The sequence below is a fragment of the Psychromonas sp. psych-6C06 genome, assembly GCF_002835465.1.
GTDB lineage: Bacteria > Pseudomonadota > Gammaproteobacteria > Enterobacterales > Psychromonadaceae > Psychromonas.
Genome location: NZ_PIZM01000006.1, coordinates 525,521 through 539,979, shown reverse-complemented (window position 1 = coordinate 539,979; position 14,459 = coordinate 525,521). Strand labels below are relative to the sequence as shown.

The following is a 14,459-nucleotide window of genomic DNA, read 5'->3' as shown; positions in this document are numbered from 1 at the left end:
TTCTGATTTACAATGTTATTCTGAATTAACTACGATTGAACAAGTTCAATACGTCTCGTTAATCATCAAAAAGATAAATCTTTTCGACCTATTAATGAATTAATTCGTGTGTCACTGATATTGATTTTTTGTCCCGAAGGACTATTTTGAAATCTACTATCAATGCTCACACAGATTGTTTGATTAAATTGTTAAAGAGCGTGCTTACCGGCTAGGCCGTATCAGCGAGGTGCGTATAATACGCTACCTTTGAAGCTTGTCAATCGTTTATTTTAAATTACTTTAAACGTTTTAGTTGACTCAAAATCGCTTACCTTAGAGTAAGGAGTTTGTTGCTTCGGACTTGGTTGGTAACTTGCGTTGCCGTCCGTGTCTGTGGGGTCGCATTATAGGGGTTGAGATCACATTAGCAAGCGTTTATTTGTATTAAATTGGTTTTAATTTTTATACCTATTTTGATAACAAGTTACCCACAGAAAATAGCAAGTTACCCACATTACTACTGTATAGTTTCAACCGCTGATGCTAAATCATCATAAATTGCTGTAGCAAGCTCTTCACCCTGTGTCGTAATCGCTTTACCCGTGCGCACTAAATAATTTGTTGTGATCCCAGCAACTAATCCAGCTTGAATATCTGATACTTTATCCCCTACCAATATTGATTGAGTAATATCTATATTTAATTCTTGTACCGCCTCATTTATCATACCAGCCTTCGGTTTACGGCATTCACAATCCATTTTGTATTTTCCAATACCATATTCGGCATGATGCGGGCAGTAATAGATTCCATCTAACTCAACGCCACGATCTACTAATGACCAATCCATCCATTCAGTTAAGGTATGGAATTGCTCCTCGGTAAAATATCCGCGTGCGATGCCTGATTGATTAGTGATCACTACAATTAAATACCCTTTATCTTTCAATCTCTGTAAAGCTTCTATTACTCCGTCAATAAACTCAAAGTCATCAACAACCGAAACATAACCATTATCTACATTTATGACACCATCTCTATCGAGAAAAATGGCACGTTTTTTATTACTTGCTGTCATACTTTTTCCTATAATTTATTAAGCGATGCTATTATCGCTTTTTTTCTTCTATTATAAAGAGTTTCTTAATGCACCCTATGCTTCGCTTTAGCACATTAATATCCATTATTATTTTAACTGGTTGTAGTAATTACCAGTTTTCTTCTAATCTTGATAAAGACAATTTTGAGGAATACTTTAAGCCATCTCAAGTTACCGTATATTCTAAATCTGACTTAGTAAACTTAGATCATCAGTTACTAGGCGCGGTAGAGGGAAGTAGTTGCCAACAGAAATCCAACCAACCACCGGCGGACATAAAAGAGGCTCGTACTAATGCTCGAATCAATGCGGCCAACATGCATGCTAATGGGATTGTTTTTCAATCTTGCATAAATTTTGAAGCAGATAAAACCTGCTTATCAAATGTTATCTGTTATGGGCAAGCAATATTGCTAGAGAGTAATCAAGTTGAGTAATCCCCCACTTACACCTATTGCAACAATACACTCCCCGTATAAAGAGAAATTTGCAGTACCAAGACAACCAGGCTTGGTGCCAAGCGCGAGTGCATTACTTGAAATACATGCACCGTATGATGATATCAACGCGTTCAGTGGATTAGATGAATTTAGCCATTTATGGTTAATGTTTATTTTTCATAAAAATAAGCAATCAATAAAGTGGCAACCTATGGTCCGCCCACCTAGGCTTGGTGGCAACAAGCGCGTAGGTGTGTTTGCCACACGTAGTCCCAATAGACCTAACCCCATAGGCCTATCGTTAGTAGAGTTTCATGGAATTGAACAAAAACAAGGCAAGTTATTTTTACGCCTTAGTAATATCGATCTCGTTGATGGTACCCCAATCATTGATATCAAGCCTTATATTCCCTACGCTGATTTAAAACCTGAAGCACGAGCTGGATTTGCACAACATATCCCAGAGACTTCGATGCAGGTAGTATTTACACAACAAACTGAACATGCCACCGCAAACAATAACCAGTTAAAGGTATTAATAACTGAAGTACTAAAGCAAGATCCCCGTCCAGCCTACAAAAAATTAACGCTAGATAATAAGCGCTACGCTATGAATTTATTAAACTTTAACATCACTTGGTATGTTGAAGGTAATCTGACGACAGTTGAATCTATTGATTTGCTTAAAGCGTAAATAATAATTTACGCTTATTTAGAGTATGTTGAACTTTTCCGTTTAAATTTCATTCAATATGGCGCAGTTTGAGCAAGCCAGAGAAAATGCTGCTTAGTTACTCTAAGTAACTCTCCTCCTACCATGAGCAAAACAACTTCTAGTTTTGTATTAAACCCACAGGACAACATTTGTTAACCATTTTTACTGCGTTGTCGCCTATTCACGTCGAATAACTATAAGGCATAGGCTCAGCCTTGTATGAATAGCCAGAAGTCGTTGCAAAAAACCTTAAATCTACATCCCTAGTTATTTTTATATACGCAAACCCTATTTCGCCCTTTCTGTTTGGCTTCATATAATGCTTTATCTACAAAAGCGAGTTGCTTATATGGATCGTCTTCGGATATGCGCTGTACCTCTGACACGCCAATACTAACAGTGAAGGGAATAGCTATTTCATTGTAAAGATAAGGAGACTTTTCAATAACCAAGCGAATTCGTTCCATCAACATAGTCGCATTACTCTGCGTTGTATTAGGCATCAATATGACAAACTCCTCGCCTCCATAACGGGCAAAAATATCAGTGTTACGTATTACCTTTAATACTCGCTGAGTGAATTCAACTAATACTTTATCCCCCGCATCATGTCCGTAGTTATCATTGATCAATTTAAAAAAGTCTAGATCTATCATCGCTAAACAGTAAAGTTCTTTATACCGAGTATAACGAGAATTTTCTTTTGTTAAGAACGTTTCAAAATAACGGCGATTATAAATAGCCGTTAAGCTATCACGAGAAGCAAGATGTTCTAATTGTTTGTTGGTTTCTAATACCTCCTGCTCTTTAATTACTAAGCGCTCTATATATGATTTAACTGCGCGTGCCATTCGACTTATTTCATCTTTTCCTTCAATAGGAAAGCTCATTTTTCGATGCGTTTCCCCTGCATTAATGACTTTACGAACTAGTTCGATGCGTCTAATAAAATCAAGCTGAATCAAAACAAGAAAAATGGTGACAAACAAACAACAAAACACAACCAAATATAAACGTTGCTTACGCGCTTTGAGTTTATTTTCAATTTTAGTAAGTTTAACAACAAAACGATCTTGAATTCGTGTTACGTTTTCGCCAACAAAGGATACAAAAAGATCTGAAAACTCTTCATTTTTTAGTCGCAATGCTTCAATTAATTGCTTCTGCTGTGCATAGTTTTGATAACTTGCGGCTAATGACTGCTCACCTAAAAAAAGAGATTTCAAATACTGTAATTCGTTTTCATTAATATCAGTTGAAATATTATCAATATAATCTTGCAACTCTCGTCTACTAGACTCTCTATCAGCATTAATACTTTGGTTTGCAATTGGGTTAGCTTGTATTAATGCTCGATCTAAAATGCTATAAAATGCTAAATCACCTCGTTTCAGACTCTCTTTTTTTAACTCCTCTACATCGGCATAACGTTGAAAATATATTTCTGAAAATTTAAATTTATTTGACACAATACGAAATATCTCATCTATGTGCGAGTAAAGGCGCAACTTTAATATTAATAATTCTTGATGGTTATTTGTATGCCCTGTCAACTGTTTAAACAACTTATCAACCCACAGACGCTTATCCGATACTTCTAACATATCCCATTGGAGCTCATTAAGTGTTTCCGTAAGTAACATTTCGGTGGAGATATGAATCAAACCATCAGTTTGTGCTTTTAGCTCGGTCATTTTTAGTAATAAATCAAAATTTTGATTTTTAACCTCTTGATACTCTGTTTTAAATTCATTTAACGAAGTAATGCCCACCAATGATGCTAATAATGTCATGAGCGACATGATGATGGTTAATGAGACGACTTTGATACTCAACCTATCTTTAAACTTTGCTTTCATTTTATTTTTGCCAATACATTTGTGAAAAAATCATTGCTGGAATGGGATCATTTAACCAATATCCGCGTAAATCTTTATGCCAGACACCAACTTTAGGTAGCATAAAAAGAAATACATTAACGGCATCATCACTTAATTTTTTTTGAGCCTGCTTCAATAAAGGTTCTCGCAATGTTGGATCTAACGTACGATTTAATTGACCAATAATATTTTTATAGTCACGGCTTTTATAATTGAAGTAGTAATCATCTCGTGCGTATATATCCAGATCGTGCGATTCAGTATGCGCAATAACCGTCAAGTCATAATCTTTATCTTGATAAACTCGGTTTAACCATTCCTGCCAGCTGACAGTTTCAATTTTTACGCTGATACCAATTTTTTCTAACATTTGCTGGACGTGTAAACTAATATATTGTGCATAAGATGGTGGCGGGGCAATTAATGTTAAAGGCTTTAAAGGAACACCAGCTTTGCCCAGCAATGTTTTTGCATCGAACAAATTAAAAGGGTAAGCCTGAGTTAAATCTAAATAGGCGATATCATTCGGCGAATAATGACTACCAATCTCAGCACCTGTAATAAAGTTGGGTGTATCTGCAATCTCCTTTTTATTAATGGCCATATTTATCGCACGCCGCACCTCTAATGAAGCCAACATCTCGTTAGCATGATTCATGGCAATAATAACCTCACCACTCGTGTCTCCCATTTTCAACACATAATCCTGACGGATAGCAAACAAAGAGTCTAGAAACCCAACTTCAGTCATACTCGAATAACCATCCAGTAAACCATCCGCTAAATGGCTAACTACCTCAGAGCGAGTAGGAGAAAAATCTATTTTAATATTTTTTATACGTGCTAGTTTTCCCCAGTAATAATGGTTAGCAACTAAGCTAATATATTCACCACGCTTCCATTCAGTAAATCGATATGGTCCAGTTCCCACCGGTTTAATTGCATTCGTTGACCATGATTTAGGATGTTGTATGACAGCATTAGGTAAACCTAAATTATATAAAAAATTACCATCAGACCATGCTAACTTAATCCGAAGTACATGTTCACTTACAACCATTATTTGTTCAATATTTGAAAATTTGTTACGAATAGGATTAAGGCTATTCGATGCAATCATTCGCTCTAAAGATGATTTTACTATGGTAGATGTAAGCTGCGTTCGATCATGAAAAAATACATTTTTTTGCAATGTAAAGGTATAAAGTAACCCTGATTTATCGACATTCCAATGGTTCGCTAAACTTGGCTTTACCTGATTATTTTCGTCGATCTGGGTTAACCCCTCAAAAATATTTTGATAAGTTATTTTTTGTATTGTTGTAGCAGCATTAATAGCTGGGTTTAAAACCGATGGTTCGAGCGTGATGGCTAGGTGCAGATCGCCTTTAGCTTGTGCATAAACATTACAGCTAAAGCAAAGAAACAATAAAAAACTAGGCAGTCGAGAAACCATGCGATGCGCAATACGGTTAAAAATTTTCACTCAAAGAGCTCCCTGTGAAAACATATAAATAATTAACTGATTGTAGCCCAAGCCTTTATTTTTATGTTCTTTTATATAACAAAAACACAAATTGTTTTCTTCTACATGCAGATACTTGATAAGCATTTTTGCAGTCAAAATTTAAAACACTGCTCATGTTCACAAAACTAAGCTATCTTTAAATTTCTCCCTTTGGCTAGGGTCTGTTGATCTTTTCCGTTAAATTTTGTTCCGTACAAGGTATTTTGAGCAAGGTAGGCGGAATGTGGCTTAGTCATTCTAAGCGAATTTCATCAAACGGATAGTAAAACGTCTCTTCGTTTTGTATCGCTTAATGTTTGACGCAGTCAAATAGAGCAAGCTCAGAGCATGTTGTGTGGAACCCGAAGGGTAACATTTGTTGCAAAAATAAACTTGAAAGTTCAACAGCCCCAGGAGTAGGTGATGAATACAGTTATCAAGTTAATACTAATATTCCTGTTTTCCAACAATGCAATTGGCGATCCGCTAAGAATTGCTACAAGCACCAACTTAAAATTGCTTAATACCAACTACCAGTATTTACTTGAAGCGGCCATTAATAATGCCGGTTTTCAGGTAGAATTTATTGAATTTAAAAATGCAGATACCCTACAAAAGAGCAACAAAGGTCAACTAGATGGGGAACTTTACCGCTATAGTTATACCATGCGCGATCATAAAAATTTACTAATGATCCCTGTTAAGCTAAATAGTTCAGCGCTATTTGTATATGTGCCACAAAAATCAACTTGCCCTTCCCCTCAACAACTCACAGAGCATACCCCTATTGGGGTGCTAGGAGTCACCTACTTCAAGCAACTATATGGGCTGTCTAAAGTAGGCTTTATCGAAGAAGATACAATAACCCGGACTATTGAAACATTACTAAAAAAACCAATGAGTTTTACCGTATTCCCTCACGATATAGCCCCTTCTTTAATGCAATTAACAGGCACAAAATTAAAACGCTGTTATTCTAAACCTCTGCTTGTACTCACATCCTATAGTTACTTACATAAAAAACACCACGAAAAAATTGGCGCGATAACTCAAGAGTTAAAGACTCTCCTACTCGACGACTGAAGGATCTGGCAAGTTATATTGTTCGATAAAATCTACTAAGCCCTGCTGCACCAGTTCGTAGGTTTTATCGATATTTGTAGCAATATCTCCCTCTAACACATTTAATCCGCTTAATACTTCTTTTGCTTCTTCAAAACCTTGATCAATCCCACCACTAATAATATCGGTGAATTTAGTTAACGCTTCCTCTTCAGCAAGCTCAGGATGTTGCTCTAAATATAATGGAAAAAATTGTGTGCTAAAGGCAACAATGCGCTCAGCAGTGGCTTCGGGACTAACGTCAATAGCTTCCTCGACATTTTGTTCTACCGTCTTTTCAACGCCAAGCTCTTGTAAAGCTTCGTTAATTCCTTCTAATGCAGTTTTTAGTAACAGCGCCTGAGGCTGAGAAGCAATCGTACCCTCATACTTTAAAGAGGCTTCGAGAATAGATGCATTTAGACGTTTTTTATTGGTTACCTCAACAGACGCAACTACACTGTGGCCTTTATTACTTTTTAATGTTTCACTGGGGAGAGCACCTGAGCGCCCCAACTTTTCCCCATGGCCATCATTCTTACCGCTTACTCGTATATTTTGATCGTATGTTTGATTGGTTGATACTTTATTATCCATGATGCACTTCCTCATAGTGGAAAACATAATAGGTTATCGGCAGTTCAATGACTGCCTTTATACCAATTCCGCTAATATAGTGATCAAATATTACGCAGGAAAAAGGAGTTAGTTCAAGGCGAAAATTGATGCAAATGGTTGTTCCCTTTACGAAATTTTTAACGCTGAAATAGCTTCTTTTAACCAGTAAGATTGATCAGTTATTTAGTGGATTTGGTATTATTATTTTAGCTTATTTTGTGAGCAACCTGATAAAGCATGTTGAATTTAGACATAAAAGAAACTACACCTAATACAACTGAATATAATTAGACAATAAATACCTTATTGTTTTTATACCAATCGAATTAAGTATGTGATCTAAATTTTGCGCAGGAAAAGTAGCTTAACTCAAGGCGAAACTTGACGACACTATCGAGAGATTAACAAAAAACGTTAATGTTCTAATGGTTTTTCGCTTTGCGATAGTTTCAACGAAGAGGTAAGTTGCTTTAACCAGTAAAATAGATCAGCTATTTATTTCGTTTGGTATTATAGGAGAATCTATGCATTCACATCTAAAAAGTATTGGTATCCGTAATGTGGAAGATATAACACGCTATAGCCTTCGCCAAGAGGGAGAGCGTGATATTTTAAAAGTTTATTTTAAGAAAACAGGCCATGAATTCCTTGCTCGCAGTAGCAAGTTTAAATTTCAACGTCAGCAAAAAAGAGTCAGTGGAGGTTATCAGGGTGATAGATTCACTAATATGTCGGAAATAAACCCCACTCTTCGGAAAATAATTAAAGAGTTAGATGCGTTAGCCATTGATGCACACAGTGAAAAAGAGGTTAAACAACAATTGCTCAATGATTTAAAGCATTTAGAGAGCGTTGTAACAAATAAAGTAAAAGAGATGGAAGCCAAAATTGCACAATTATAGAAATAACTCACCATTATTTTCTATAACGCAAAAAAAATGGCAACCCAAAAGGATTGCCATTTTTTAATCTTTTTAACTAAGGCTTATTTTAAAACCTAGTTAACTCATCATAATAGCTTAGATAGCTACGATGTTTTCAGCGTTTGGTCCTTTTTGACCTTGGCTTACTGTGAATTCTACTTTCTGGCCTTCAGCAAGAGTTTTGAAACCTTCGCTTGCGATAGCGCTGAAGTGAGCAAATACATCTGGACCGTCAGCTTGCTCGATGAAACCAAAACCTTTAGATTCGTTGAACCATTTAACTGTACCTTGAACTTTAGACATAATATTTATCCTGTAATTTGAATGTTAGATTGCCTTTAAAAGGCGTGAGTAGCGTAAAAACAGACTGGAACTTAAAAACTACAGATACGAGATATTATAAATAAAACTACGAAATGTTGAATGTAAACAAAAGGCTTTCTTTCCTACTTGCGTGCACTTTATAGAGTCCCAGCTAAAAGTCAATCTTTGTTTAAAATAAGCGACAATTAAAAGCAATAAGCGAACTTTTTAGTTCACTTATTGCTATAAAGACTTTGCAACTAGAATCAACGTATTCACATTCATACAAATTATTCAATTAGCTAACACGTTCGAACAACAGATCCCAAACACCATGGCCTAAACGGTGCCCACGGCTTTCAAATTTAGTAAGGGGACGCCAATCAGGACGTGGTGCATAATCGCCTTCTACCGTATTTTTAAAATTAGAGGTGGCATTCATTACTTCTAACATATGCTCTGCATAAGGTTCCCAATCAGTTGCCATATGCACAACGCCACCAACAACTAACTTATGACGCATATTTTCAATAAACGCCTCATTAACGATACGGCGTTTATTATGGCGCGCTTTATGCCACGGATCAGGAAAATAAAGTTGGAAAGTAGACAAGCTTTTCTCAGGAATCATAAACTCCAAAACTTCAATAGCATCATGATTCATAACGCGTAAATTAGTGACACCCGCTTCTCCAGCATCCGCTAAACATGCACCAACACCAGGACCATGCACTTCAATACCAACAAAGTTTTTTTCAGGGGCATTTAAGGCCATCTCAATTAATGATTTCCCCATACCAAAACCGATCTCTAAAACAACAGGGTTATCGTTGCCAAATACCTCTGCAAAATTCAGCATCTCTTCTTTGTAAGTGATACCCATCGTTGCCCACAATGTATCAGTCGCAGTTTGTTGGCGATTAGTCATGCGCCCTTCACGCTTTACAAAAGAGCGGATTTTACGCATATACTTTTGCTCTTCTTGGCCCTCTTTAGGCACTTCATTTTCATCTACTTGCGTGTTCTTTTGGTCTGTCATCTGGCTTACCTTAAATGGACTGCTTTTTCATGTTGGCGCGCATTATATCCTCATAGTTAATAACTTCAAAATACAAACTGCCATGTAAGGTAACCACCTAGTTTTTGTAATTCTAATTTTTAATGCAACTCTGTTATGCTTTCGTTTATCAACAATGAAATAAAGGTAACCCGTGCAAAATAATAATTTTAACCAGCGCATCGTCGATTGGCATGCTCAACATGGCCGTAAAACGCTACCATGGCAAATAGACAAAAGTCTTTATAAAACATGGATCAGCGAAGTAATGTTGCAACAAACTCAAGTTGCAACTGTGATCCCTTATTTCAATAAATTCATGCGCGCCTTTCCAACGGTTGCTTATCTGGCAAATGCACCAATAGATGAAGTTTTGCATCACTGGACAGGTTTAGGCTATTACGCAAGAGCACGAAACTTACATAAAGCGGCGCAAACCATACGCGATCAATTTAATGGCGAGTTCCCAGAAGAGTTTGATGAGGTGATTGCCTTATCAGGCATCGGCCGTTCAACAGCAGGCGCAATTTTATCACTCACTCTTGGAAAAAATTTTGCTATTCTCGATGGTAATGTGAAACGCGTTCTGACTCGACATCAAGCGATTGAAGGCTGGACTGGCGAAAAGCGTGTAGAAAACCGCTTATGGCAGCTTGCAGAACACTTAACGCCAACTAATAAAGCCAATATATTTAATCAGGCAATGATGGATATGGGCGCGATGATCTGCACGCGCAGTAAACCTAAATGCAACGAATGCCCAGTCAGTGATGATTGTATTGCGTTAAAAAATGACAGTATGACGCAATACCCGACTCCTAAAGCAAAAAAGAAGATTCCGGCAAAGTCAGCCGTGATGTTAGTGGTTTGTGAAAAAGGCGAAGCTATTCAACTGCAACAGCGTCCACCGGTTGGTATTTGGGGAGGCTTATGGTGTTTTCCTGAATTTTCATCTATTGAAGAAGCAATTACTCACCTTGATACTCAAGGAGTAGTAAATTACCAAAAAAGTGAACTAAACACTTTTAGACACACTTTTAGCCATTTCCATTTTGATATAACGCCATTATTAATTGAAGTTGAGCATTACAATCCTTCACAAGTGATGGAAGATTGCGGTTCGCTTTGGTATAACTTACAACATCCGCAAAAAATTGGCTTAGCAGCTGCGACTAAAAAGATTTTAAATGTAGTTAATAAGAAATTATCGCACTGCAATTAAAACTTATATAACAAACACCCGCTCAGAAAGACTGAGTCATTAGTTAAGGAATAGATATGTCACGCACCGTATTTTGTAGTTACCTAAAAAAAGAAGCACCAGGCTTAGCCTTTCAACTTATCCCAGGCGAAGTCGGAAAACGCATCTTTGACAACATTAGCCAAGAAGCATGGACCGAATGGCAGGCGAAACAAACCATGTTTATTAACGAAAAGAAGCTGAATTTAATGAAAGCAGAAGATCGTAAGTTAATTGAAGAAGCGATGATTGGATATTTGTTTGAAAATAAAGATATAGAAATTGAAGGTTATACTGCTAAAAAGTAAGTTAACGCTCACAATTAAAGCAACAAATGTTCAATGTACAAGCAAACACTATAAAAACAGAATAAAAGCGTAAAAATAGGTTGACGATCGAATCGAAAATCTATTTAATACGCCTCGTTCACAGAACAACGCCTAATTAACGCAGTCACTCGAAAGAGAGATAAGTAAAAAGGTAAACGATGCTTCGTTAGCTCAGTCGGTAGAGCAGAGGATTGAAAATCCTCGTGTCCTTGGTTCAATTCCGAGACGAAGCACCATATTTTAGCTTATTGAAGAAAATCTCGATAAGTGAGGTTAATAACCTCGGTGCAAATGCACACGTTTTCGTGTGCCGACTTAGCTCAGTCGGTAGAGCAACTGACTTGTAATCAGTAGGTCACCAGTTCGATTCCGGTAGTCGGCACCATTTACAACGCATCAGATTATAAGATGCTAAAGTTATGCTTCGTTAGCTCAGTCGGTAGAGCAGAGGATTGAAAATCCTCGTGTCCTTGGTTCAATTCCGAGACGAAGCACCATCATTTAAGCCCTAAGCATGAAAATGTTTAGGGCTTTTTTGTTTTTAAGAAACGGACAAAGTCCTTGGTTCAGCTTTTAATACAAACCTAAGAGACGAAACATCATCATCTAAGCCCTAAGCATGCAAATGTTTAGGGCTTTTTTGTATTTATGAAACGGACAAAGTCCTTGGTTCAGCTTTTAATAGAAACCTAAGAGACGAAACATCATCATCTAAGCCCTAAGCATGAAAATGTTTAGGGCTTTTTTGTATTTAAGAAACGGACAAAGTCCTTGGTTCAGCTTTTAATACAAACCTGAGAGACGAAGCACCATCATTTAAGCCCTAAGCATGCAAATGTTTAGGGCTTTTTTGTATTTAAGAAACGGACAAAGTCCTTGGTTCAGCTTTTAATACAAACCTAAGAGACGAAACATCATCATCTAAGCCCTAAGCATGCAAATGTTTAGGGCTTTGTTATTTTAGGGTAAGTAAAAGAATTGAGTGTGATGAAATGAAAAGATTACAGGGCAAACTGTTTTGCATCAGCCTGGCGGCTGTTTAATAATTTAACCCACTGCGTCGCACGCTCGTTGTTATCAGGATCATTAACCAGCTGCTGTGCGACCAGTTTCGCTTTCTGATAACGCTTTAGTGCAAACAAGCCCTGTACCTTAGCAAAGGCAACTTGACCTTTTAGAGAGTCATCTTCAGCCTTAATAGCGGAAAGCACCGCCAGCATCTGCTCATAGCGACCTAATAGCTGTAATAACTGTGCTTGGGTTAAATAATGCTTAGCATCCCCACTTAATGAAGCACTTTTCCCCCAATAATATTGCGCTTTATCGTGCTCACGGGCAACTTGCCAAAACATGGCGAGTTGTTGGTAATTTTTTGCGTTCTCTGGTACGCGTTTATCACTTATCGCCGACTGTAATAATTGTGCGGCTTGATAAGGTGCCCCTAGGGAGGCCCTAAAGTTAGCAAGTTGTTTGATTTCATTACTACTATTGATAAAGCCAAGTTGATAGGCTTGCTCATAGGTCGCTAAAGCATTTTCACTTCTTCCTAATAACTGATAGGTCGAAATAAGTTGCATCCACCAGCGTTTGTTTTCTGGATCATGTTCAGTCAGTTTTTGTAATGTCAGATTCGCATTCTGGTAATCTTTTAGCTCAAATAAGCCACTCAACTGAAGTATGTGCAGACTTTGATTAAATGCCTGGCTTAAAACAACTCCATTCCGTGTCGCATCTACGACTGCTTGCCACGAGTTTTTCTGATAATAACTTAAAGCTAAATGCTTATATAAATCTTCACTAGGCTCCTCGGCAATTAAGTGTTGGTACAAGCGAATCGCATCGTCAGTTTGCTGTTGATTCAGGTATAAATCAGCTAGCATTCGTTCACTTTGGCGTTGTTCTAATGGTGCAAGGGCCTTTAAATTAACCGCTATTTCAAGGGAGTTGAGTGCTTGCTGTTGCCGACCTTTCTCCCACTGCAAATTACCTTGGAATCTTTTTAGATAGGCTTTATCAAAATCACTACGTGGATGAATCTTCTCAATCATCAGTAATGTTTGATCGATTTTACCAAGCTCATACAATTCAAATGCTTTACCCACTTGCTTCCCAACTCGCTCAGTGAGAACAAAATCATTACTTGCCTCTAGTTGATGACTAATAAACAGTGTACATAATAATATTTGAATCAGTTTATTACTTAGCTTCACTTCTTATTCTCCATTTCAAAGTCAAGTCGAATACGCTGTCCTCGTTGAGGTACAGCTTCACCATTGACCACCATCGGTTTATATTTCCATTGCTTTAGAGCGCGCTTTGCCTCTTTTTCAAATAAGCGTTTTGGCTGTGCTTCAATAATATTAATATTTATCACTCTACCAACTTCATTGATGTCAAAAGATAAAACCACGTAACCCTGCTTGCCTAAACGCAGCGCTCTACGCGGATAACGAGGCTGCACGCGGTACAATGGCATGGCACTGTTATCATGACTGGCACCTGCAACCGGAGGGGCAACACTGGCAATACCTGGCATTGAAATCGCCATAGCCGAGACGTTATTACTCAGATCTAAACTTGGTATTTCAAGCGCTACACTCATATCAGGTGATGCAATTTGGCTTTGTTGCACCTCTGTTGTGGGCATTTCAGGCTCAGGTTTATTCTTAGGCGGAATAGGCTTGCTTCTGGTACGCGACTCATAGGACTCATCTTGATTATTCACTAATAGTTCAAAGTAAGGGTTACTATGTTTGTCGCGTTGCATCGCAATAGGTTGGTTGATGAGGCTTGCCATGAAATACAGTAAAGCACAGGTCATCACTGGTGCACCAATAAAAGCAAACAATAAACGCATTAGTTGTCAGCCTGTGCAGCAACAGATATTTGCTTAATTCCCGCCTCACGCGCTGCATCCATTACTTTGACAACAATGCCATGGCGCGTTTCTTTATCAGCTTGAATCACCAAGCCCACTTCCCCTTGAGAAGCAACTAAACGCTCTAAACTTGCACGAACACGTTGTTGATCAACCTGCCGATTATCAATATATATTTCACCGCTATCTTTAATCGCGACAAAAATACCCGCTTTGCTTTGTTGTGTTGCGGTAGCCGCTGAAGGTCTATCGACTTCAAGCCCTGATTCACGCACAAATGACGTGGTAACAATAAAGAAGATAAGCATAATAAAGACAACGTCTAACATAGGCGTCATATCGATTTGCGTATCATCTTCAAGACGCGTTTTTCTTTTTCTCATGTGT

Annotated in this window: 15 protein-coding genes and 3 tRNA genes; 9 read left to right on the top strand and 9 right to left on the bottom strand. The window is 37.7% G+C overall.

Annotated features, from left to right (window positions below):
* Positions 1–499 precede the first annotated feature (499 nt).
* Positions 500–1,060 carry a D-glycero-beta-D-manno-heptose 1,7-bisphosphate 7-phosphatase gene (gmhB, locus tag CW745_RS11005; RefSeq protein WP_101108705.1) on the bottom strand — a complete coding sequence of 187 codons (561 nt, stop codon included), beginning with the start codon at positions 1,058–1,060 and terminating at the stop codon, positions 500–502.
* A 68-nt stretch (positions 1,061–1,128) separates the two neighbouring features.
* On the opposite strand from gmhB, the gene rcsF reads away from it, so the two are divergent.
* Positions 1,129–1,518, top strand: a complete 390-nt coding sequence (gene rcsF / locus CW745_RS11000; RefSeq protein WP_101108704.1) for an Rcs stress response system protein RcsF — start codon at positions 1,129–1,131, stop codon at positions 1,516–1,518.
* Positions 1,511–2,215, top strand: coding sequence for a tRNA (N6-threonylcarbamoyladenosine(37)-N6)-methyltransferase TrmO (gene tsaA / locus CW745_RS10995; protein WP_101108703.1), 705 nt, complete (start codon positions 1,511–1,513; stop codon positions 2,213–2,215). Before rcsF ends, tsaA begins: the two co-directional genes overlap by 8 nt.
* 284 nt (positions 2,216–2,499) lie before the next feature.
* On the opposite strand, the gene CW745_RS10990 is transcribed toward tsaA, so the two are convergent.
* Both CW745_RS10990 and CW745_RS10985 read right to left on the bottom strand, forming a co-directional pair.
* Entirely contained in the window at positions 2,500–4,095 is a 1,596-nt protein-coding gene (locus tag CW745_RS10990; RefSeq protein ID WP_101108702.1) for a GGDEF domain-containing protein, read from the bottom strand.
* A 1-nt stretch (position 4,096) separates the two neighbouring features.
* Positions 4,097–5,602, bottom strand: a complete 1,506-nt coding sequence (locus tag CW745_RS10985; protein WP_101108701.1) for an ABC transporter substrate-binding protein — start codon at positions 5,600–5,602, stop codon at positions 4,097–4,099.
* 444 nt (positions 5,603–6,046) lie between these two features.
* On the opposite strand from CW745_RS10985, the gene CW745_RS10980 reads away from it, so the two are divergent.
* Entirely contained in the window at positions 6,047–6,706 is a 660-nt protein-coding gene (locus tag CW745_RS10980) for a hypothetical protein (protein ID WP_101108700.1), read from the top strand.
* Here the strand turns inward: CW745_RS10980 and CW745_RS10975 are convergent.
* Entirely contained in the window at positions 6,692–7,321 is a 630-nt protein-coding gene (locus tag CW745_RS10975; protein ID WP_101108699.1) for a DUF5610 domain-containing protein, read from the bottom strand. The genes CW745_RS10980 and CW745_RS10975 overlap by 15 nt on opposite strands.
* A 545-nt stretch (positions 7,322–7,866) precedes the next feature.
* Here CW745_RS10975 and CW745_RS10970 point away from each other — a divergent pair.
* Positions 7,867–8,244, top strand: coding sequence for a DUF3461 family protein (locus tag CW745_RS10970; RefSeq protein WP_101108698.1), 378 nt, complete (start codon positions 7,867–7,869; stop codon positions 8,242–8,244).
* Between the two features lie 117 nt (positions 8,245–8,361).
* Here the strand turns inward: CW745_RS10970 and CW745_RS10965 are convergent, their stop codons facing one another.
* Together CW745_RS10965 and trmB are read right to left on the bottom strand one after the other, a co-directional pair.
* On the bottom strand, positions 8,362–8,568 hold the full coding sequence (locus CW745_RS10965) for a cold-shock protein (RefSeq protein WP_101108697.1): 207 nt from the start codon (positions 8,566–8,568) through the stop codon (positions 8,362–8,364).
* A 298-nt stretch (positions 8,569–8,866) separates the two neighbouring features.
* Complete coding sequence (gene trmB, locus CW745_RS10960; RefSeq protein ID WP_101108696.1) at positions 8,867–9,607, bottom strand: tRNA (guanosine(46)-N7)-methyltransferase TrmB; 741 nt, start codon at positions 9,605–9,607, stop codon at positions 8,867–8,869.
* 172 nt (positions 9,608–9,779) lie between these two features.
* On the opposite strand from trmB, the gene mutY reads away from it, so the two are divergent.
* From mutY to CW745_RS10935, 5 genes are all read left to right on the top strand, one after another.
* Positions 9,780–10,847, top strand: coding sequence for an A/G-specific adenine glycosylase (gene mutY, locus CW745_RS10955; RefSeq protein WP_101108695.1), 1,068 nt, complete (start codon positions 9,780–9,782; stop codon positions 10,845–10,847).
* A 56-nt stretch (positions 10,848–10,903) separates the two neighbouring features.
* Positions 10,904–11,173 (top strand): oxidative damage protection protein, encoded by a 270-nt coding sequence (locus CW745_RS10950; protein ID WP_101108694.1) that lies wholly within the window; start codon positions 10,904–10,906, stop codon positions 11,171–11,173.
* A 181-nt stretch (positions 11,174–11,354) separates the two neighbouring features.
* Positions 11,355–11,430 (top strand) — tRNA-Phe (locus tag CW745_RS10945).
* A 73-nt stretch (positions 11,431–11,503) separates the two neighbouring features.
* Positions 11,504–11,579 (top strand) — tRNA-Thr (locus CW745_RS10940).
* A 36-nt stretch (positions 11,580–11,615) separates the two neighbouring features.
* A tRNA-Phe gene (locus CW745_RS10935) sits at positions 11,616–11,691 on the top strand.
* Positions 11,692–12,195: 504 nt separating this feature from the next.
* Here the strand turns inward: CW745_RS10935 and CW745_RS10930 are convergent.
* From CW745_RS10930 to CW745_RS10920, 3 genes are read right to left on the bottom strand one after another with little or no spacing between them, the layout of a single operon-like run.
* Complete coding sequence (locus CW745_RS10930; RefSeq protein ID WP_101108693.1) at positions 12,196–13,404, bottom strand: tetratricopeptide repeat protein; 1,209 nt, start codon at positions 13,402–13,404, stop codon at positions 12,196–12,198.
* Positions 13,401–14,051 (bottom strand): energy transducer TonB, encoded by a 651-nt coding sequence (locus CW745_RS10925; RefSeq protein ID WP_101108692.1) that lies wholly within the window; start codon positions 14,049–14,051, stop codon positions 13,401–13,403. Before CW745_RS10925 ends, CW745_RS10930 begins: the two co-directional genes overlap by 4 nt.
* Positions 14,051–14,455 (bottom strand): biopolymer transporter ExbD, encoded by a 405-nt coding sequence (locus CW745_RS10920; RefSeq protein WP_101108691.1) that lies wholly within the window; start codon positions 14,453–14,455, stop codon positions 14,051–14,053. The genes CW745_RS10925 and CW745_RS10920 overlap by 1 nt, the downstream gene beginning before the upstream one ends.
* Positions 14,456–14,459 lie beyond the last annotated feature (4 nt).